This is a genomic window from Gilliamella sp. W8126 (assembly GCF_016102185.1).
GTDB classification, from domain to species: Bacteria; Pseudomonadota; Gammaproteobacteria; order Enterobacterales; family Orbaceae; genus Gilliamella; species Gilliamella apis_A.
Genome location: NZ_JACFPE010000001.1, coordinates 513,470 through 532,908 on the forward strand (window position 1 = coordinate 513,470; position 19,439 = coordinate 532,908).

At 52.2% G+C, this 19,439-nt stretch carries 24 protein-coding genes and 1 pseudogene; 16 read left to right on the forward strand and 9 right to left on the reverse strand.

The features are described from left to right. The first annotated feature begins 204 nt into the window (after positions 1 to 204). From guaA to H3S74_RS02430, 11 genes are all read left to right on the forward strand, one after another. Positions 205 to 1,788 (forward strand): glutamine-hydrolyzing GMP synthase, encoded by a 1,584-nt coding sequence (gene guaA, locus H3S74_RS02380; protein WP_086364441.1) that lies wholly within the window; start codon positions 205 to 207, stop codon positions 1,786 to 1,788. A gap of 304 nt (positions 1,789 to 2,092) precedes the next feature. After that, positions 2,093 to 3,295, forward strand: coding sequence for a site-specific integrase (locus H3S74_RS02385; RefSeq protein ID WP_000954590.1), 1,203 nt, complete (start codon positions 2,093 to 2,095; stop codon positions 3,293 to 3,295). A 147-nt stretch (positions 3,296 to 3,442) separates the two neighbouring features. Next, complete coding sequence (locus H3S74_RS02390) at positions 3,443 to 3,664, forward strand: AlpA family transcriptional regulator (protein WP_001179606.1); 222 nt, start codon at positions 3,443 to 3,445, stop codon at positions 3,662 to 3,664. A gap of 4 nt (positions 3,665 to 3,668) precedes the next feature. Beyond that, complete coding sequence (locus H3S74_RS02395) at positions 3,669 to 4,496, forward strand: helicase RepA family protein (protein ID WP_001162384.1); 828 nt, start codon at positions 3,669 to 3,671, stop codon at positions 4,494 to 4,496. Then, positions 4,483 to 5,364, forward strand: coding sequence for a replication protein C, IncQ-type (repC, locus tag H3S74_RS02400; RefSeq protein ID WP_000743064.1), 882 nt, complete (start codon positions 4,483 to 4,485; stop codon positions 5,362 to 5,364). Before H3S74_RS02395 ends, repC begins: the two co-directional genes overlap by 14 nt. Positions 5,365 to 6,396: 1,032 nt before the next feature. Further along, positions 6,397 to 6,585, forward strand: a complete 189-nt coding sequence (locus tag H3S74_RS02405) for a stabilization protein (RefSeq protein ID WP_000024442.1) — start codon at positions 6,397 to 6,399, stop codon at positions 6,583 to 6,585. Between the two features lie 140 nt (positions 6,586 to 6,725). Further along, on the forward strand, positions 6,726 to 7,505 hold the full coding sequence (gene trbJ, locus H3S74_RS02410) for a P-type conjugative transfer protein TrbJ (protein ID WP_000836966.1): 780 nt from the start codon (positions 6,726 to 6,728) through the stop codon (positions 7,503 to 7,505). Positions 7,506 to 7,517: 12 nt separating this feature from the next. Continuing rightward, positions 7,518 to 7,754 carry an entry exclusion lipoprotein TrbK gene (gene trbK, locus H3S74_RS02415; RefSeq protein WP_000718002.1) on the forward strand — a complete coding sequence of 79 codons (237 nt, stop codon included), beginning with the start codon at positions 7,518 to 7,520 and terminating at the stop codon, positions 7,752 to 7,754. 10 nt (positions 7,755 to 7,764) lie between these two features. Then, positions 7,765 to 9,192, forward strand: coding sequence for a P-type conjugative transfer protein TrbL (gene trbL / locus H3S74_RS02420; RefSeq protein ID WP_001405816.1), 1,428 nt, complete (start codon positions 7,765 to 7,767; stop codon positions 9,190 to 9,192). Between the two features lie 4 nt (positions 9,193 to 9,196). Next, positions 9,197 to 9,445 carry a hypothetical protein gene (locus tag H3S74_RS02425; protein WP_000213809.1) on the forward strand — a complete coding sequence of 83 codons (249 nt, stop codon included), beginning with the start codon at positions 9,197 to 9,199 and terminating at the stop codon, positions 9,443 to 9,445. Positions 9,446 to 9,508: 63 nt separating this feature from the next. Beyond that, positions 9,509 to 9,733 (forward strand): type I toxin-antitoxin system ptaRNA1 family toxin, encoded by a 225-nt coding sequence (locus H3S74_RS02430; RefSeq protein ID WP_000211355.1) that lies wholly within the window; start codon positions 9,509 to 9,511, stop codon positions 9,731 to 9,733. A gap of 36 nt (positions 9,734 to 9,769) precedes the next feature. Here the strand turns inward: H3S74_RS02430 and H3S74_RS02435 are convergent, their stop codons facing one another. From H3S74_RS02435 to H3S74_RS02455, 5 genes are all read right to left on the reverse strand, one after another. Beyond that, positions 9,770 to 9,973, reverse strand: coding sequence for a hypothetical protein (locus tag H3S74_RS02435; RefSeq protein WP_000131871.1), 204 nt, complete (start codon positions 9,971 to 9,973; stop codon positions 9,770 to 9,772). A gap of 114 nt (positions 9,974 to 10,087) precedes the next feature. After that, positions 10,088 to 11,155 (reverse strand): ACR3 family arsenite efflux transporter, encoded by a 1,068-nt coding sequence (gene arsB, locus H3S74_RS02440; RefSeq protein ID WP_001272375.1) that lies wholly within the window; start codon positions 11,153 to 11,155, stop codon positions 10,088 to 10,090. Next, the gene (locus tag H3S74_RS02445; protein WP_000140066.1) at positions 11,152 to 11,658 is read right to left on the reverse strand and encodes an arsenate reductase ArsC; all 507 of its coding nucleotides are present in this window, start codon (positions 11,656 to 11,658) and stop codon (positions 11,152 to 11,154) included. Before H3S74_RS02445 ends, arsB begins: the two co-directional genes overlap by 4 nt. After that, a complete protein-coding gene (gene arsH, locus H3S74_RS02450) occupies positions 11,655 to 12,422 on the reverse strand; it encodes an arsenical resistance protein ArsH (protein ID WP_001239389.1) in 768 nt (255 codons plus the stop codon). Before arsH ends, H3S74_RS02445 begins: the two co-directional genes overlap by 4 nt. Continuing rightward, complete coding sequence (locus H3S74_RS02455) at positions 12,419 to 12,751, reverse strand: helix-turn-helix transcriptional regulator (RefSeq protein WP_000447876.1); 333 nt, start codon at positions 12,749 to 12,751, stop codon at positions 12,419 to 12,421. The genes arsH and H3S74_RS02455 overlap by 4 nt, the downstream gene beginning before the upstream one ends. Before the next feature lie 147 nt (positions 12,752 to 12,898). On the opposite strand from H3S74_RS02455, the gene H3S74_RS02460 reads away from it, so the two are divergent. From H3S74_RS02460 to H3S74_RS02470, 3 genes and pseudogenes are all read left to right on the forward strand, one after another. Then, positions 12,899 to 13,636: a recombinase family protein gene (locus H3S74_RS02460; protein WP_001366550.1), complete on the forward strand. Its 738-nt coding sequence runs from the start codon at positions 12,899 to 12,901 to the stop codon at positions 13,634 to 13,636. Next, the gene (locus H3S74_RS02465; protein WP_000743213.1) at positions 13,633 to 13,857 is read left to right on the forward strand and encodes a hypothetical protein; all 225 of its coding nucleotides are present in this window, start codon (positions 13,633 to 13,635) and stop codon (positions 13,855 to 13,857) included. The genes H3S74_RS02460 and H3S74_RS02465 overlap by 4 nt, the downstream gene beginning before the upstream one ends. 210 nt (positions 13,858 to 14,067) lie before the next feature. Further along, positions 14,068 to 14,472: pseudogene (locus tag H3S74_RS02470) on the forward strand (IS91 family transposase); the annotation flags it as partial. Between the two features lie 106 nt (positions 14,473 to 14,578). Here H3S74_RS02470 and H3S74_RS02475 read toward each other — a convergent pair. From H3S74_RS02475 to H3S74_RS02490, 4 genes are all read right to left on the reverse strand, one after another. Beyond that, positions 14,579 to 15,415, reverse strand: a complete 837-nt coding sequence (locus tag H3S74_RS02475; RefSeq protein WP_000480968.1) for an aminoglycoside O-phosphotransferase APH(6)-Id — start codon at positions 15,413 to 15,415, stop codon at positions 14,579 to 14,581. Then, on the reverse strand, positions 15,415 to 16,218 hold the full coding sequence (gene aph(3'')-Ib / locus H3S74_RS02480) for an aminoglycoside O-phosphotransferase APH(3'')-Ib (RefSeq protein ID WP_001082319.1): 804 nt from the start codon (positions 16,216 to 16,218) through the stop codon (positions 15,415 to 15,417). The genes H3S74_RS02475 and aph(3'')-Ib overlap by 1 nt, the downstream gene beginning before the upstream one ends. A gap of 60 nt (positions 16,219 to 16,278) precedes the next feature. Next, positions 16,279 to 17,094, reverse strand: a complete 816-nt coding sequence (sul2, locus tag H3S74_RS02485) for a sulfonamide-resistant dihydropteroate synthase Sul2 (RefSeq protein WP_001043260.1) — start codon at positions 17,092 to 17,094, stop codon at positions 16,279 to 16,281. Positions 17,095 to 17,528: 434 nt separating this feature from the next. Further along, on the reverse strand, positions 17,529 to 17,900 hold the full coding sequence (locus tag H3S74_RS02490) for an EthD domain-containing protein (protein ID WP_198247143.1): 372 nt from the start codon (positions 17,898 to 17,900) through the stop codon (positions 17,529 to 17,531). 72 nt (positions 17,901 to 17,972) lie between these two features. Here H3S74_RS02490 and H3S74_RS02495 point away from each other — a divergent pair, with 72 nt between their 5' ends. Next, on the forward strand, positions 17,973 to 18,329 hold the full coding sequence (locus tag H3S74_RS02495) for a MerR family transcriptional regulator (RefSeq protein WP_198247144.1): 357 nt from the start codon (positions 17,973 to 17,975) through the stop codon (positions 18,327 to 18,329). Between the two features lie 348 nt (positions 18,330 to 18,677). After that, positions 18,678 to 19,202, forward strand: coding sequence for a low molecular weight protein arginine phosphatase (locus tag H3S74_RS02500; RefSeq protein WP_198247145.1), 525 nt, complete (start codon positions 18,678 to 18,680; stop codon positions 19,200 to 19,202). Positions 19,203 to 19,439: the final 237 nt, after the last annotated feature.

The window sequence follows — 19,439 nt, forward strand, 5'->3', positions numbered from 1 at the left end:
TAAGCTAAATAATTTATACCTCACTTTGCAAACGGCTATTTTCTCATCTTGATTAAGATAGTCATGTACAAAATAAGATTATAAACCTTTATGTCGTAGGATGAATATACAAAAAAAATGTTTATACGCTATTTAAGCTTAATAATTAGATGATACAATAGCCACCAACTTTTATATTAGCCCATATTTTAGGAATTAAGATTGATGAATAAAGACATCCACCAGCAGCGTATATTAATTTTGGATTTTGGCTCACAAGTAACGCAGTTAATTGCTCGACGAGTTCGTGAAATCGGTGTTTATTGTGAACTTTGGCCATGGGATGTTTCGGAAGAAAAAATTAAACAATTTAATCCTAAAGGTATCATTTTATCGGGTGGTCCCGAAAGTACTACCGAGCAAAATAGCCCTCGTGCACCTGAATATGTATTTAATGCAGGAGTGCCGGTATTAGGTATTTGCTATGGTATGCAAACAATGGCGATCCAGTTAGGTAAGGGCGGAGTCGTTACTGCATCTAATCAACGTGAATTTGGTTATGCTAAAGTAGATATTGTTGCAAAATCAAAATTAACAGACGGAATTTTAGATAGCATTAATGATCAAGGTATTAATCAGCTTGATGTTTGGATGAGCCATGGTGATAAAGTAACCTCATTACCAGACACATTTAATTTAATCGGTCAAACAGAAACCTGTCCATTTGCTATTATGGCAAATGATGAAAAACAATTTTATGGTGTACAGTTTCATCCTGAAGTTACTCATACTGTTAAAGGATTTGAACTATTACAACGCTTTGTTATCGATATTTGTCATTGTGAAAAATTGTGGACACCTTCTTCAATTATTACTGATGCCGTGGCACGTATTAAAGAGAAAGTTGGCCAAGATAAAGTATTGTTGGGCCTATCTGGTGGTGTTGACTCTTCGGTTACTGCACTATTATTACATCAAGCAATTGGCGATCAATTAACCTGTGTTTTTGTTGATCATGGTTTATTACGTTTAAATGAAGCACAACAAGTAATGGACATGTTTGGTGATAAATTTGGTTTAAATATTATCGCGGTTAATGCTGAAGATCGCTTTATGGCGGCATTAAAAGGTGAAGCAGATCCTGAAGCTAAACGTAAAATCATTGGCCGAGAGTTTGTTGCAGTTTTTGATGAAGAAGCAGCAAAACTTAAAGATGTAAAATGGCTAGCTCAAGGGACTATTTATCCCGATGTTATTGAATCAGCCGCCGCTGACACAGGTAAAGCGCATGTTATCAAATCTCACCACAATGTCGGTGGTCTACCAGAAGATATGAAAATGGGCTTAGTTGAACCATTACGTGAATTATTCAAAGATGAAGTACGTAAAGTTGGTTTAGAACTCGGTTTACCATACGATATGCTATATCGTCATCCATTCCCTGGACCAGGTTTAGGCGTACGCGTATTAGGTGAAGTGAAAAAAGAGTACTGTGATTTATTAAGACAAGCGGATGCTATCTTTATCGAAGAACTTTACAAAGCTGAACTATACCACAAAGTTAGCCAAGCATTTACCGTATTCCTACCGGTACGTTCAGTTGGTGTTATGGGCGATGGTCGTCGCTATGATTGGGTTGTCTCGCTACGAGCCGTAGAAACCATCGACTTTATGACCGCCCATTGGGCGCATCTTCCTTACGACTTTTTAGGAAGAGTATCAAACCGTATCATCAACGAAGTTAATGGCATATCACGAGTTGTATATGACATCAGCGGCAAACCGCCAGCGACTATTGAGTGGGAATGATTCCGCGTCTGGCACAGCCAGGCACCTGATGGCATGAAATGCCGCTAAGCCCGCGTAATTGCGGGCTTTTTTTTGTTTGTGTTTGGCACGATCTGGCAACGGGAGGAAGCGCCAAGCACCGTTTGAGCATGGCATTAAAGCTGGTATTATGGTTTGGCGATGCCATGATTGATGCCGATACCATGCTGCGTTCTTTTGTGTGTTCATGGTATTAATATTCTATAAGTTACTGTTTCGTAAGAAAAAATACGATAAATTCGAGATTTTTTCAGCATGGTATCGGAGACGAAGAAGGACAAGGTACATGCTGACCGATACCAAGCTGCGCAATCTCAAGCCCAGGGACAAACTCTACAAAGTGAATGACCGGGAAGGTCTCTATGTGGCAGTGACTCCAGCCGGCTCCATCTCGTTCCGTTACAACTACTCAATCAACGGTCGGCAGGAGACCATCACCTTTGGGCGTTATGGTGTCGGTGGCATCACCCTGGCCGAAGCCCGCGAGCTGTTGGGTGACGCCAAGAAGATGGTTGCGGCGGGCAAGTCGCCGGCCAAGGAGAAAGCCCGAGACAAGGCGCGGGTGAAAGATGCAGAGACGTTCGGTGCCTGGGCGGAGAAGTGGCTGCGTGGCTACCAGATGGCCGACTCCACCCGCGATATGCGCCGCTCGGTTTATGAGCGTGAGCTGAAGCCGAAATTCAGCAATCAGAAGCTGGTGGAGATCACCCACGAAGACTTGCGGGCGCTGGCTGATGCCATTGTTGAGCGAGGCGCACCGGCCACCGCCGTTCATGTGCGTGAAATCGTGTTGCAGGTATTTCGCTGGGCCATCGAGCGTGGGCAGAAGGTCGAAAACCCGGCAGAACTGGTGCGCCCAACAAGCATCGCTCGATTCGAGCCACGTGACCGAGCGTTGACGCCAGAAGAAATTGGGCTGATGTACCAGTACATGGAGCGAGTGGGCACAAGCCCAACAAACCGTGCGGCGGCCAAGCTGTTATTGCTGACGATGGTGCGCAAGAGCGAGCTGACCAATGCGACCTGGAGCGAGATCAATTTCAGCGAAGCGTTGTGGACGATTCCAAAGGAGCGGATGAAACGCCGTAACCCGCACCTGGTATTTCTGTCCCAGCAGGCTCTGGATATTTTCATTGCCATGAAAACCTTTGCCGGTGGTTCCGACTTCGTTTTGCCATCACGGTACGACTCGGATGCGCCGATGAGCGCTGCCACACTTAACCAGGTGCTGACGCTGACTTACAAGGCGGCGCAGAAAGATGGGAAGTCACTTACCAAGTTCGGACCGCATGATTTGCGGCGCACAGCCAGCACGCTGTTGCATGAGGCCGGCTACAACACCGACTGGATCGAGAAGTGCCTGGCGCACGAGCAGAAGGGCGTGAGGGCTGTCTACAACAAGGCTGAGTACCGCGAGCAGCGGGCGGCGATGTTGCAGGATTGGGCCGATATGATTGATGAGTGGACTTCGGGAGGCAGTAAGGGTTGATGTTTTTGCTATCTTTGATAGCATTGAAGTTGATGCCGTGAATTTATAAATAAGGCCGCCATTGGCATCGGGCAGGTCAATTACCGATTAGCTGCTTCGCGCAGCTACTCGATGAATAGCAACTATTCATTTGAGAGGTATTGACCCATGCAAAATATAAAGACCCTCATCAACAGGAAGAAGCTCCTGGAGATGATCCCGCTTTCGACACGAACAATTTATAACCTGGAGCAGCGAGGGGATTTTCCACGCCGTATCGCGTTAACCAGTAGAAATGTCGCCTGGGATTTGTCAGAGGTCGAAGAGTGGATTGAGGCACGTAAATCATCGGGTGATCAAGCTGCGCGACCTGGCCCTATAGAGGGCTAGTTATATGGCTCTTGATCTTATGGCGGCTTTCACGGAATTGCCGCCACCCATTGATTATGTTCTGCCTAATATGGTTGCTGGCACTGTTGGTGCTCTTGTGTCGCCTGGTGGGGCTGGTAAATCCATGTTGGCCCTTCAATTGGCTGCACAGATTGCAGGCGGGCCTGATTTACTTGAAATAGGCGAGTTTCCCACCGGGCAAGTGGTCTATCTGCCTGCTGAAGATCCACCGGCCGCTATTCACCATCGTCTGCACGCCCTTGGGGCACACCTCAGCGCAGCGGAACGGCAAGCCGTGGCTGATGGTTTGCTCATTGAACCCTTGATCGGTAAATGCCCAAACATCATGGCTGCTAGCTGGTTCGATGCTCTCAAACGAGCCGCTGAAGGTCGTCGCTTGATGATCTTGGACACTTTGCGGCGCTTCCACATTGAGGAGGAGAACGCTAGCGGGCCGATGGCGCAGGTTGTTGGGCACATGGAGGCCATAGCCGCTGATACAGGCTGCTCCATTGTGTTTCTGCACCACGCGAGTAAAAGCGCAGCCATGATGGGGTCGGGCGATCAACAGCAGGCCAGTCGTGGATCGTCCGTACTGGTTGATAACATCCGTTGGCAATCGTACCTATCCGGCATGACGCAAGGCGAGGCCGAGATACTGGGGGTCGATGATTGTCAGCGTGGGTATTTTGTCCGCTTTGGCGTCAGCAAGGCCAACTATGGCGCACCTTTTCAAGAACTCTGGTTTAGACGGCACGACGGCGGCGTGTTGAAGCCTGCTGTACTGGAGCGGCAGTGCAAGGTGAAAAGGAGACAGCGTGAAGAAGCCTAAGCATGACCTGACCCACGTCCGACATGATCCCGCGCACTGTTTGGCACCTGGCCTGTTCCGCAGCCTCAAGCGTGGCGATCGCAAACGCTGCAAGCTGGACGTGACCTACACCTTTGGCGAGGACGAATCCATGCGTTTCGTCGGATTCGAACCTCTCGGGGCCGATGATATGCGTCTTTTGCAAGGCATCGTGGCCCTTGGCGGCCCGAACGGCATCTTGCTAACCCCGGAACCGACCAGTGAGACGGGGCGACAGCTACGGCTATTCCTTGAACCCCGTTTCGAAGCCATTGAGCAAGACGGCTTGGTGGTTCGTGAGAGCCTGACCAAACTGCTCTCAGAAACGGGCATGACGGATAGCGGCGACAACATCAAGGCGCTCAAAGCCAGCCTGCTGCGCATGTCGAACGTCACCATCCTTGTGACGAAGGGACGGCGGCAAGCCGCGTTCCACCTGATGAGTCATGCTTTTGACGAGACGGACGGCAGGCTATGGGTTGCCCTGAATCCGCGTATTGCCGAAGCGATCCTGGGGCATCGTCCATATGCCCGTATCGACATGGCGGAAGTGCGGGTGCTACAGACTGATCCGGCACGGCTGATGCACCAACGGCTATGCGGCTGGATCGACCCCGGCAAATCCGGGCGCGTGGAACTGGACACGCTTTGCGGCTATGTCTGGCCAGATGAAGCCAATGCCGAAGCTATGAAAAAACGCCGTCAGACTGCCCGGAAGGCACTGGCCGAACTTGCCGCCGTGGGTTGGGTAGTGAACGAATACGCCAAGGGAAAATGGGAGATCAAGAGGCCTGGCCCCACGGCAACTGCACCCGTTTACCGTCGTAACGTTCCCTTGTTACCGTCGTAACGCTCCCCTTCTGCCGTCGTAACGTTCCCCGTCCCAATTTGGAAAACCCAGACGGTGCGCTGCTTTGCGGGCAGTTTGGGAAATCCATCCAAGATTATCTAAAGATAATCCATCATGCGCGGTGCAGCTCGCGCCTTGAGGGCGCGTTCTGACCTTGCCAATAAAGCCCTGGCGGGCTTTATCAATCGGCCATAGGCCGATGGTTTAACGCCAAGAAGAGAAGGCGGCTTCAGTGGCCGCTGAAACGCCTTGTGAGAGGGGAAAACAACCCGGAGTCCCTTATTCCATGAGCTGAAGCAGAATCTGCGTCTAACGGTGCTGGAGGGCCGCTGTGTGCACTTGTAGTTATCTGTACTGAAACCTTGGCTCGAAACGTGAAATGGCTAAGCAGTGCCCATTCGTTCGGTAAGAATAATAAGAAGATTATTATTCTTATTATTACCAAGCAGGAATGAGCCGTGTGTGTTGGACGCCCATAACCAGTAACCTGCGTGAAGGTGTCAACATCAGGAAAGGTTGCCCCTCAAGTATCAATACGTCGCCTTAGTGGTATGACGGGAGGGGAGGCAAATTTCTTGTGTTCATTGACACTTGAGGGGCGGGTTATGCCCTTCTTTTTTGGCGTCCAACTCGCCCCATCGGGGCGAATGGTTTGTGTCGATTGTTGGCATTTTAGGTTCCGATTTAAAGCCGATTGAGCAGCGATTTTGAAGCGACTATGTCGATTGCAGGCCGATTTGGTGACGATTACGGTTATGTTGCCAAGAATCGGTGTTTGTTTGACGATAAAACGCTTTACGTTCGATATGCGCTAGATTTTCAATAGTGGGTGAAATGCGGGCAGGATGGGTGAAGTTAGCTAACCGGCAAGCCGGTTATCTATCTTCACTGTCCCTTATTCGCGCCGGGGGCACTCAACGGGAATCCTGCCCTGCGGGGCTGATCGGCTACCGCCGGTTGCAAGAGTATAGGTCTTGCTATTTTTAATATCTTTGATAGCATGGTTGTCGGGTACACCAAAAGGGTATTGATATGGCAAATGTGCTTATCAGGAATTTACCCGCCGAGGTGCACCGTGCGTTGAAAGTTCGAGCAGCGCTCAACGATAGGAGCACCGACGCGGAAATACGCGAAATACTGACGGCGGCAGTACAGCCGCTAGAGCTTGAAGAGATTGGCCGGGAAGTTGGCTTGTCCGAAAGCGATAAAAAAACAGAGTAGTTTTACGTTTGTAAGTCCGGGCCTCAGCGCCAAGGGCAATACCGATCAGCTAGTGGCGTAGCTCTTCGATGAAACGTTGCCGAGAACAAGCACAACGCTTGGTCAAGGCAATGCCTTCTTTTCATCGACGGAGTACGACCATGAAGTCCAAAATTTTAGCGGCTAAAAAAACCGCTCTAGCCGTTGCACTCGCAACCGGCTTTATCACCACTACCACCGCCCCTGTGCAAGCTGGTATCCCCGTCATCGACGGCGGCAACCTGGCCCAGAACATCATGACGGCCATCGAGTCGGTGGCGCAGACGCTCAAGCAGATTGAGCAGTACCAGACCCAGTTGCAGCAGTACGAAAATCAGCTCCAGAACACGATGGCCCCAGCCGCGTATATCTGGGATCAGGCGCAGACTACGATCAACCGGCTGATTGCCGCGCAAAACACGCTGGCCTATTACGAGAACCAGCTAGGCAGCCTGGATCGTTACCTGGCCAAGTTTCAGGACGTGGCCTATTACCGCAGCTCGCCATGCTTCAACGGCAGCGGCGGATGCACGCCGGCCGAAAAGGCAGCGATGGAAGAGAACCGCCGCCTGGCGTCAGAGTCGCAAAAGAAGGCCAACGATGCCCTGTTCCAGACCGTTGCCGACCAGCAAAAGGCTTTGAAGGATGACGCCCGTACCCTGGAGCGGCTGCAAGGCGCGGCCCAGGGTGCAACTGGCCAGCTACAGGCCATCGGCTACGCCAACCAGCTCGCCAGCCAGCAGGCCAATCAGCTCTTGCAGATTCGCACCATGTTGACCGCCCAACACAACGCGGAGGCAGCCCGGATTGCAGCAGAACTCGATGCCGAGGCGCGAGGTGATGCCAGGGCCGAGCAAATGCGTACCTGGACGTTTCGCCCGAGTCCGGCAGACAACTACTAGGGAGGCGGTGAGATGAAAAAAATCTTTTTTACTACCGCGGCTACGTTGCTGTTGTTGGCTGGATGTGAACAGGAAAGGATGCCCGAACCAAATGCGGCGACGTGTGCCCCCGATGCGTTCCAGGCAGCACTGAATGAAATGCGCAGCGAAGCGAACCGAGAGGCCTTTACCGAGGAATGCAGAGCATTCCAGAAGGCCAAGCAGATGCGTCAGTGGGAGTTCAAGCCCAGCCCTAAAGATGATTATTGAGGTGGTCGCCATGAGAAAGAAAATTGCTCTAGGTGGCTTGATGATGGTCGCCACAATGGTGCTGGCTGAACCTGCAATGGCGCAGGAGCTAAGTAGCAGCGGTGTTATGAATGATGTGCTCAAGCGTTTTCATGATGCTGCCGCAACATGGGGGCCAGCTATTGAGTCCGCTGCATCGCGTTTGTTCTGGACGCTGGTTGTGATTTCGATGGTCTGGACATTCGGCATGATGGCTTTGCGCAAGGCCGACATTGGCGAGTTCTTCGCGGAGTTCGTTCGCTTCACGATCTTCACCGGCTTTTTCTGGTGGTTGCTGACGAATGCGAACCAGGGCATGAATATCGCCGGTACGATTGTTCAGTCATTGCAAACTCTGGGCGCGCAGGCGGGGGGACTTTCCAATAGCAATCTTGGGCCCTCCAGCATCCTTGATCTTGGTTTCGAGTTATACAACCGCACAGTACAGGCCACCTCGGAGCTGGGATGGCGGCAGATGGCAACTGCTCTGGTCATGGAGCTAATGGCCCTGGCTGTTTTGTTTGTCCTGGCGTTGATTGCGGTCAACCTGTTGCTGTTGCTCGCATCAGCCTGGATTCTGTTGTATGCCGGTGTGTTCTTCCTTGGCTTTGGTGGAAGTCGTTGGACTTCCGACATGGCGATCAATTACTACAAGACCGTGCTGGGCCTGGCCGCACAGCTTATGGCAATGGTGCTTCTGGTTGCGATTGGCAAAGAGTTCATCAATCACTACTACACGCAAATCAGCGAGAACATGGCATCCCAGGAACTGGCCGTGATGTTGGTTATATCGGTCATCTTGCTTTTCTTGGTCAACAAAGTTCCGCCGATGATTTCTGGTCTTGTGTCTGGTGGTGGTATTGGCGCAGCCGGTGGAATTGGAAACTTCGGTGCGGGTGCGGCAGTTGGGGCGGCGGTGACGGCGGCCAGTATGGCAACTGGCGGCGCTGCCCTGGCAGGTAAAGCGGTTATGGGTGCCGCAGCCGGTGCAGCCGGAGGTGCAAGTGCACTCCAAGCGGCTTTTCAGAAAGCATCAGCGAGTATGGAAACCGGCGGTGACATGTCCAGCATGGGGTCAGTTGTCAGCAGTGGCGGAAACGGTGGTGGTGAAGCGGGTACTGCTGGCAGTAGCCCATTCGCCCAAGCGGCTGGCTTTGGTGACAGCGGCAGTAGCTCAAGCGGTGGCGGCTTTGCCAAGGCCGCGAAGCTGGCCACAGGCACGGCCTCCGAGTTAGCCAAGGGTGTCGGCTCTCAAGTGAAGCAGGGATTCCAGGAGCGAGTGAGCGAAACCACAGGCGGAAAACTGGCTGCTTCGATACGCGAAAGCATGGAGCCGAAAGAAGCAAGCCAATCTGGCCAGTTCGAGGGCAATAGCTTGGGCGCCGATTCTGGCCCAGATAGTAACGAAGTCAGGAGTTAGCACGATGACGACATCAACATACATGGCCGCATTGGCGGCCCTGGATGAAGCGCCAAGGGAAGAAGTCAGCCAGGTATTTATTTCGCCGCTGGGTGATCAATCGACCGAGGTCGATGCAGAGACAGAAACAGCCGCTTTTGTATCACGGCCAGACCCTATGAGAGAGAGCGAAACTAAGCCGATAAGTATTGAGGTTAATGGCGGCAGGAATGAGCGGTCAGCATTCGCGGAGGCGGCGGGGCTGTACCTGTAGGCGCACCGGGCTGGCCACAACCAGCCCGGCACTTTCAATCAACACCTACTGGAGAGGTGAATTATGACAACACAACATATTATCGAACCAGGGCAAGCAGTGCATCAAGCAGCGGCTATTCTTTCTTCTTTGGAGTACATCAACCAAGCGGAAGCGCGGAGCCTTGGGCCATTGGCCGAAGCCGTCGCTAATGCTTTTATGGTGGTGTACTACCAAGCTGAAACGGGCCGGGCGACACAGGCTGATTTTCAAGAAGCAATGAACGCCTTGCGCCAAGCGTGCAGCTAATGACGAAAGGGCGGCCACTCGAACTGGCCGCCTTTTTCAATCTTCACTGTTTGGCCATTCCCGACCCACAGACGGCGCATCCATCCATTCGCGTTCCTCCGGCGGCAGCGGGTAAGCCCCGGATGCTTCCGCGTCGGCCAGTAGTTCGGCCAGTGTGTAGCGCACCCGACCAGTGGAAACGGCGCGGGCCGGGTCGGCCTTCTCATGCAGCCTGTTCTCTAGGTTCTTTGGGTCTGTCATCGGGCGACCTCAGCAAGCATGGATACTAGGTGTTCCAGGTCAGTGATCGAATGCGCCAGGAAGCGGCCGGCGCGGCAATCTGCAATCATTTCCTCAGTTTTTTCCTACTCATGTTCAACCTCGTTCGTACCAGCTCTTCGAGCGATTCACCACGCGCACGACCAGCAGCATCACCGGCACTTCGACCAGGACGCCGACCACGGTTGCCAATGCAGCGCCGGAGTGCAGACCGAACAAGCTGATGGCGGCCGCCACGGCCAGCTCGAAGAAGTTGCTGGCACCGATCAGGGCCGAAGGACAGGCGACAGAGTGCTTTTCCCCCGCCCGCTTGTTCAGCCAGTAGGCTAACCCGGAATTGAAGAACACTTGAATCAAGATCGGCACGGCTAGCATGGCGATCACTAACGGCTGCCGGATGATGGCCTCGCCCTGGAAGGCGAACAGTAGAACCAACGTCAGCAGCAGCGCGGCCATCGACCACGGCCCGATCTTCTGCATGGCCCGTTCAAAGGCGGCCTGTCCTTGCTTGAGCAGATGCCGCCGCAAGAGCTGCGCCAGGATCACCGGCACGATGATGTAGAGCACGACCGAAATCAGCAGCGTGTCCCAAGGCACCGAGATCGAGGACATGCCCAGCAGCAGGCCGACGATGGGCGCGAAGGCCACGATCATGATGGCGTCGTTCAGAGCCACTTGCGAGAGCGTGAAAAGCGGGTCGCCGTTGGTAAGGCGGCTCCACACGAACACCATTGCCGTGCAGGGCGCGGCGGCCAGCAAGATCAAGCCCGCGATGTAGCTGTCCAGTTGATCGGCCGGCAGGAACGGAGCGAACACTTGTCGGATGAACAGCCACCCCAGCAGGGCCATCGAGAATGGCTTGACGGCCCAATTCACGAACAGCGTGACGCCGATGCCGCGCCAATGCTCTTTGACCTGGTGCAGCGCCCCGAAGTCGATCTTGACCAGCATCGGGACGATCATTACCCAAATCAGCAGGCCCACCGGCAAATTGACCTGGGCCACTTCCATGCGGCCTATGGCCTGGAACACGTCAGGAAGGCCCTGGCCGAGCGCAACACCGGCGACGATGCACAGGGCCACCCACAGCGTCAGGTAACGCTCGAAGCCGCTCATCGGGGCCTGGCGCGGCTTCGCGGCGATGGCCTGTGCGCCGGCGCTCATGCTTCCTGCTCGGTCTTGCCGATGTTCGCCAGCTCGCGCTTGATGGCCGTCTGGTCAAGCATTTTGAGAGGCAGATTCACGAACAGGCGGACGCGGTTCATCATGTGCCGGAAGGTTTGTTCGAAGGCCCGGCGCTTCTCGGCGTCAGTGCCTTCGACGGCGGCCGGGTCTTCAAATCCCCAATGCGCCGAGATCGGCTGACCAGGCCACACCGGACACATTTCGCCGGCGGCGTTGTCGCAGACGGTGATGATGAAGTCCATCTTCGGTGCGTCGGGCGTGGCGTACTCGTCCCAGCTCTTGCTGCGCAGATTCTCGGTCGGGTAATTCACCGACTCCACCTTTTCGACGGCGAAGGGATTGACCTTGCCGGTTGGGTGACTGCCGGCGCTGTAGGCGCGGAAGCGCCCTTGCCCCATCGTGTTGATGAGAGCTTCGGCCATGATGCTGCGCGCCGAATTGCCGGTGCAGAGGATGAGGACGTTATAGATTCTTTCGGTCATGATGTTTCGCTTTCTGGTAGTGGCTGGGGAGCAATGGCGATGGATGAAAGATCGGTGGCCTCGTCGATGACGTGGCCGGCCGCTTTCCGTTCGGAATAGCGGTCTGTCAGTGCTTCACGGTGCGGCCGTACCAGCGCCGTGAAGCGCACCAGTTCTTCCATCACATCGGCTATTCGGTCGTAGTACGGCGAGGGCTTCATGCGGCCCGCCGCGTCGAACTCTTGGAACGCTTTGGCGATACTCGACTGGTTCGGAATGGTGAACATTCGCATCCAGCGGCCGAGCAGACGCAAGGTGTTCACGGCGTTGAAGCTCTGCGAGCCGCCGGATACCTGCATCACGGCCAGGGTGCGGCCTTGGGTCGGCCGGATGCCGGCCATTTCAAGCGGCAGATGGTCAATCTGCGCCTTCATGACACTGGTAATCTGACCGTGGCGTTCCGGGCTGCACCAGACTTGTCCCTCTGACCACTCGGACAGGGCGCGCAGCTCCTTGACGGCCGGGTGATCGTCGCTTTGCACTTGATCGGGCAACGGCAAATCGGACGGGTCGAAGATGCGTGTTTCTGCGCCAAAGAATTGCAGCAGCCGGGCCGCTTCCTCGACGGCCAGCCGTGAGAACGAGCGGGCGCGCAGCGAGCCATACAGCAGCAGGATACGCACCGGCGGGGCGTCGGGTGCCAGCCCGAGCGCCGGGCGCTCGATGGCAAAGGATTTGTCCAAAGCGGGCAAAGAATCGGGGTCGGAAAGATGGCGAAGTCTCATGCCAACACCTTCCCGGCTTCCGTGGTGCAAGACAGGTTGCACACCTGGCCGCCGCAGCAGTTTTCCGTGAGAAAGGCCACCAGGTTAGTGGCCGTCGAAAAGTTCGCCTCGTAGATCACAAATCGGCCTTCTTGCCGCGACGTGACCATGCCGGCGTGTGCCAGCTCTTTCAGGTGGAAGGATAGCGAAGACGGCGGGATGCCGGCCGCTTCGCTGATTTTTCCGGCGGCCATGCCGGCGGGGCCGGCCTGGACGAGAAGCCGGAACACCGCGAGGCGCGATTCTTGAGCGATGGCCGCCAGGGCGGCTACAGCATTTATCGTTTCCATGTTTCAATAATAGTCGAAATATGGAGTGTGCTCAATAGCTCATTTAAGCTGTAAAAATGAGCTAGGCGCATTTAGATCGATATGTGATAAATTGGCCTGCCAGTTTAAGATGGGTGCATTTGAGTATGCCCAAAGGAGCCCGCAAGTATGCGCAGGACGAAGCCAGTAGCCGCGCCGATGGTGGCGCGGGTCTATCTGCGCGTCAGCACCGACGCGCAGGACTTGGAACGCCAAGAGGCGATCACTACGGCCGCGAAGGCCGCCGGCTACTACGTCGCCGGCATCTACCGTGAGAAGGCATCCGGCGCACGCGCCGACCGGCCTGAGCTGCTGCGCATGATCGGCGACCTACAGCCCGGCGAGGTGGTCATTGCCGAGAAGATCGACCGCATCAGCCGCCTACCTTTGCCCGAGGCCGAGCGCCTGGTGGCCTCGATACAGGCCAAAGGCGCACGCCTGGCCGTCCCTGGCGTGGTCGATCTATCCGACCTGGCGGCCGAGGCCCAGGGCGTCGCCAAGATCGTGCTGGAAGCCGTGCAGATCATGCTTTTTCGCCTGGCCTTGCAGATGGCCCGCGACGACTACGAGGACAGGCGCGAACGCCAGCGCCAAGGCATTGAGTTGGCCCGCCAGGCCGGGCGGTACAAGGGCCGCCGTGCTGATCCGAAGCGCCGCGCCCAAGTTGTCGCGCTGCGCAAGTCCGGCTACAGCATCAACAAGACCGCCGAGCTGGCCGGGTACAGTGCGGCCCAGGTGAAACGGATATGGGCCGAGGTCAGCCAGGCCGAAGCGAAGCAGCACGGCGCGTTCGTGGAGGACGCATTGACGGAAGCCGATGCCCTGGCCGCTGTCGGCCAGGATGAGCGCCAGGAGGAAAGGGCATGAAGAAGCCGAACCAAGACGACGAGCCGTTTTTCATCACCGAGGAGATTGCGGCCGAAATGATCGCCGGCGGCTATGAGTTCGAGCTGCCGCCCATTCCTTGCACCATCCGCCTACGCGACGTGCTGGAGCGCATGACCGATGCTGAGCTAGCATTGCAGCCGGGCGAGATCGCCGACCAGGAGCGTGAACGCTGCCGGCGCAAGCCGTGTTCAACCTCATGATCTGGTCATGGTATTTTTCATGGCACTGAGCCTGATAGTTCTTGCAAATTGTTGTCACTAAAGGGTTTTGTGTGCTTGTTTACAATCGAGTGGGAGTGACGGGCACTGGCTGGCAATGTCTAGCAACGGCAGGCATTTCGGCTGAGGGTAAAAGAACTTTCCGCTAAGCGATAGACTGTATGTAAACACAGTATTGCAAGGACGCGGAACATGCCTCATGTGGCGGCCAGGACGGCCAGCCGGGATCGGGATACTGGTCGTTACCAGAGCCACCGACCCGAGCAAACCCTTCTCTATCAGATCGTTGACGAGTATTACCCGGCATTCGCTGCGCTTATGGCAGAGCAGGGAAAGGAATTGCCGGGCTATGTGCAACGGGAATTTGAAGAATTTCTCCAATGCGGGCGGCTGGAGCATGGCTTTCTACGGGTTCGCTGCGAGTCTTGCCACGCCGAGCACCTGGTCGCTTTCAGCTGTAAGCGTCGCGGTTTCTGCCCGAGCTGTGGGGCGCGGCGGATGGCCGAAAGTGCCGCCTTGCTGGTTGATGAAGTACTGCCTGAACAACCCATGCGTCAGTGGGTGTTGAGCTTCCCGTTTCAGCTGCGTTTCCTGTTTGGGGTCGTTTGCGGGAAGGGGCGGAATCCTACGCTAAGGCTTTGGCCAGCGATATTCTCCGGTGAGATTGATGTGTTCCCAGGGGATAGGAGAAGTCGCTTGATATCTAGTATGACGTCTGTCGCACCTGCTTGATCGCGGCCGCGATAGCTAGATCGCGTTGCTCCTCTTCTCCATCCGCGTTCCAAGCTGCGGAAAGGCACCCATAAGCGTACGCCTGGTCGAGCAGGCGACGCGGATCGACGTCCAGCGCACGAGAGAATGCGTCCGCCATCTGTGCAATGCGTCTAGGATCGAGACAAAGGTCGTCTCTGTCAGCCGGATCGTAGAACATATTGGCGGCGCCAAAGCCCACTTCACCGACCAGACCGACGGGATCTATCACCAGCCAGCCGCGACTGGAGAACATGATGTTTTCATGATGCAGATCGCCATGTAGCCCACGCAGTTCCGAGGCATTGCTCATCATTTGATCGGCTATAATCGCCGCGTGGACGTAGTCAGTTTGACAACCTGCGTTTTGATCATCGCGCGCCCGCTGAAACAAAGCTGCAAAGCGATCCCGGATCGGGAGAAGGGCAGAAGGCAGGGGTTCCTCAGATGCGGCATACAGCTTCGCCATTAGTTCCGCTGCAATTTCGGTCGCCTGGTAGTCGCCGTGCTCGGCAACGATGTGAGAGAGCATTCGCTCCCCGGCATATTCGAGCAACATCAGATTGTTCTCACGACCGAGCAACCGGACTGCTCCCCTCCCATTGCGCCATACCAGATAGTCGGCCCCGCGCAGTTCATCAGCAATGTCTTCTATAGGTTTCAATCCCTTGACGATTGCAGGAGTCCCGTCTGGCAATGAAACTTTCCAAACGAGGCTGGAAAAGGTGTCCGCAATGAGAACAGGTTGCGAAACGTGCCAATGAGCAGGAAAAACAGGCGGCATGAACATCAACCCCAAGTCAGAGGGTCCAATCGCAGATAGAAGGCAAGGCGTTCGCGGTCGGGGGCTTCGATCCCCAATACATTGAATAGGACAGCGAAGGCGCGCTCTGCTTCATCTGGCGCTGCCCAGTTCTCTTCGGCGTTAGCAATCATGAGTGCCAAATCGGCATAGCGATCTGCTGTTCCGAGCCGCCCAAGGTCGATCAGACCCGTGCATTGAAGAGTTTTAGGGTCCACCATGAAGTTCGGCATGCAGGGATCACCATGGCAAACAACCATATCGGTGCGCTCTTGGTCGAGCCGCACCGGTAGCTCTCGTTCGACACGAGCCAAAAGATCGAGCTGCGGCGTACTCTTGTCCTCGTCCGGTAAGAAGTCGGGATTGACGGCATTGCGGGACACCACATCAACGGCGCGTCCGAACATTCGCGACAGCCTGCGCTCAAACGGACATTGATCAACCGATAGGCTGTGAACAGCGCCAAGTTGCTGCCCCATTGACGGCCACGCTTTGAGCAAATCCGCTCCAGACAGATCAGCCGCCGGTACTCCCGGAATTGCCGTTATCACCAAGCATGCACCCTCCTGTTCCTCCTGCCAGTTGATGACCTCGGGGCAAGCCACACCTCGACCTTTGAGCCAAATGAGGCGGTCACGCTCTCCAGCGAGCTCACCGCGGCGGGAAGCAGGTGCGATTTTCGCGAAGGCATGCCCGTCACCACGTCGAAAAACAAAATCACCAGATTCTCCGCCTCTGACAGGCAACCAGTCAGAATGCGATTCACCAAAAAAAATATTAGTTCGATTCAATGGAGGTTCCTTCAGTTTTCTGATGAAGCGCGAATATAGAGAAATATCCCGAATGTGCAGTTAACGAATTCTTGCGGTTTCTTTCAGCGCCGCCAATACCGCCAGCCCGTCGCGCAAGGGGCGCGGCTCGTGTGTGCGGATGAAGTCAGCTCCACCTGCGGCGGCGGCAAGCTCTGCAGCGAGTGTCGCGGCCCCGACATCCCCCGGACCACGGCCTGTGAGCGCGCGCAGAAAGGATTTGCGCGAAACAGACAGAAGCACCGGCAAATCGAAGCGCAGCCGCAATTCATCGAACCGCGCCAGCACCGAGAGCGAGGTTTCGGGAGCAGCCCCCAGAAAAAACCCCATGCCGGGATCAAGGACAAGGCGGTTGCGTTTGATACCGGCACCCGTCAGCGCCGCGATGCGCGCGTCAAAGAACGCCGCAATGTGATCCATGATGTCGCCAGCGGGTGCCTCGCGCCGATCTGCCTGCCCGTCTTGCACCGAATGCATAACGACGAGTTTGGCAGATGATTTCGCCAATTGCGGATAGAACGCAGCGTCTGGAAAACCGCGAATATCATTGAGATAGGCCACACCACGCGACAAGGCATAGGCTTGCGTCGCGGGTTGATAACTGTCGAGCGAGACGGGAATGCCATCTGCCTTGAGCGCGTCCAGCACCGGCGCGATACGCGCGATTTCTGTGTCGGACGAAACAGGCGCGGCGTCGGGATTGCTGGATGCCGGACCGAGGTCGATCACATCTGCCCCCTCGGCCATCAGCTTACGCGCCTGCGCAATGGCTGCGTCTGGCGCCAGATACCGGCCTCCATCGGAGAAACTGTCCGAGGTTATGTTGACGATGCCGAAAATGATGAGCGATTTATTCATGGGGGCCTCTATAATAATAATAATCGAGCATGAGTCTCATACGGATGCTCGGGTCGAAAGGGAATCCCCAGGCGAGTAACCTGTTTGCGGTGATCCATTAGCTGCAGGAGCAGAATAGCATACATCTGGAAGCAAAGCAAGGAAAGCGGCCTATGGAGCTGTGCGGCAGCGCTCAGTAGGCAATTTTTCAAAATATTGTTAAGCCTTTTCTGAGCATGGTATTTTTCATGGTATTACCAATTAGCAGGAAAATAAGCCATTGAATATAAAAGATAAAAATGTCTTGTTTACAATAGAGTGGGAGTAGCACTTTCTCAGTTGTTATCTTCAATTAATATCTAAAAGCCATTCCATATCGAATGGCTTTTTTATTGTAAGATTTTAAAAAATTATTAAACTAAACGTACAGCTAACAATAATCATTCATTTTACATTTAGATGATTATTCGCTCTGTTGCATACCAGATTAGCGATTGTGAGTGATCGACAAATTGATTTTCATCATCTAATAATAATTGGATGGCTCTTTTGGCTTCAGGTGAAGTTCTGATACTTAACATTTTTTCTTTACTTTGCCAGTAAATTTCAGCCATTCCATCAAAATCAAAAATAGGTGCACCTCTGCTATTGCGCATAGCATTTCCCGGTTTTTTATCCTGTAATGGAACACTTTGGACATAATGAAGAATTCCTAGCGCTTCTTTTTGTGAATTAACCAAATTTGCATGATGGTTATGCCAATAGTTATCAAATTCTTGATAACTTAATGTCTTTTTGCGTTTAACTAACGTAATTAATTTGATCATTTAATATCTCCTTTAATAAATAAAACCATATGGTAAAGTATGACAGAGCTGTTAGAGTCAATAGGAGGTGTTATGAAAATTGGTGAATTATCAAAATTAAGTCAGATCAGTGTTAGAATGCTTAGATATTATGAAGAAGAAAGACTTCTTTCACCAAAACGCACAGTTTCAGGTTATCGTCAGTTTGAAATAGAGGACATTGACCGAGTTAAACTCATTCATAAATTAAGTAGTGCCGGATTAACATTAAAAGTTATACGTAAGATCCTTCCTTGTTGGCAATATCAAAGTAACAAATTTTCTCCTTGTAAGGAGTTTAAAAATGGCTTGAGTGAAACACTTTTAAAACTTGATAAACAAATTGAACTTTTACAACAAAGTCGTAGTCATTTAATAACCTTGTTAAAGGAAAATAATGAAAATAAGTAAAATTAAGATTGTTTAAATAGGCTTTCAATCGTCAAATGCTAAAATTAAAATGGGATATTACCTAAAATTAAAAGATATTGGAGAAGCTAATCCTCTGCAGAGTAGGGTTATTGTTTATCATTTTAATTACAACGTTATTGATAAAAATTATGAATAGTTTTCTTTTAATAATCCTATTATATCGCTAGACAGTGGTTATTCTTGTTTATTTTTGCAGATTAAATAGGATCTAAATAATGAAATAAATAGGATGTTATAGACCTAAACATTGAAATAAAGCTAAATTAGAATTTTATATTATTTTTGTTATTATAAAATCGAATTTTTAGTTAATTATTAAGGTAAAACATGTTTAATTTAAAAAAATATTTAGTTGGTTTATTGGCATTGTTTAGTGTTTCTTGCTATGCATTCGATCATGTTGTTACTTTTGTTTGTACAGGTAACACAGGCCGTAGCCCTATGGCCGAAGCATTGGCTAAGGATTATGTTGACAAACATAATCTCAATATTGAGGTTCGATCACGGGGTGTTAATGTTGATCCAAGTGAATTAACACCAGAAGAAGGTACAGTTAAGGTATTAAAAGATAGAAATATTGATATATCTTCACATAAAGCAACGCAATTAGTGAAAGAGGATATCGATAAATCAAAATATTTACTGACAATGACGCAAAAACATAAAGATAAAATTTTGGATAAATTCCCAGAATCGAAAGATAAAGTATTTACATTATCTGAATTTGCCACAGGTAAAAATGAAGATCTTTCTGACCCATACAAATTACCATTATCTGCTTATATCAAAGTAGAAAAACAATTAGATAAATTTTTACCATTGGCATTGGATAAAATTGCCAAAGAGAAATAATTTGATCTAAATATATTCTTATAAATTTTCTTTTTTAAAACCGCATAATTGCGGTTTTTTAATATTTACGTGATTTCGATAATAGATTGTTTTTCCTAATTTTTAATAAATGAACTATAAAAAATTATTGCTTGAGTATATACTCTTGCCTAAAGATTTTATTCTTCCATATAGTTGTATGTAGAAGAGTATAGTGAATAGTTATTGCATCAATTTATAAGTGAAGGAGCATTGAGT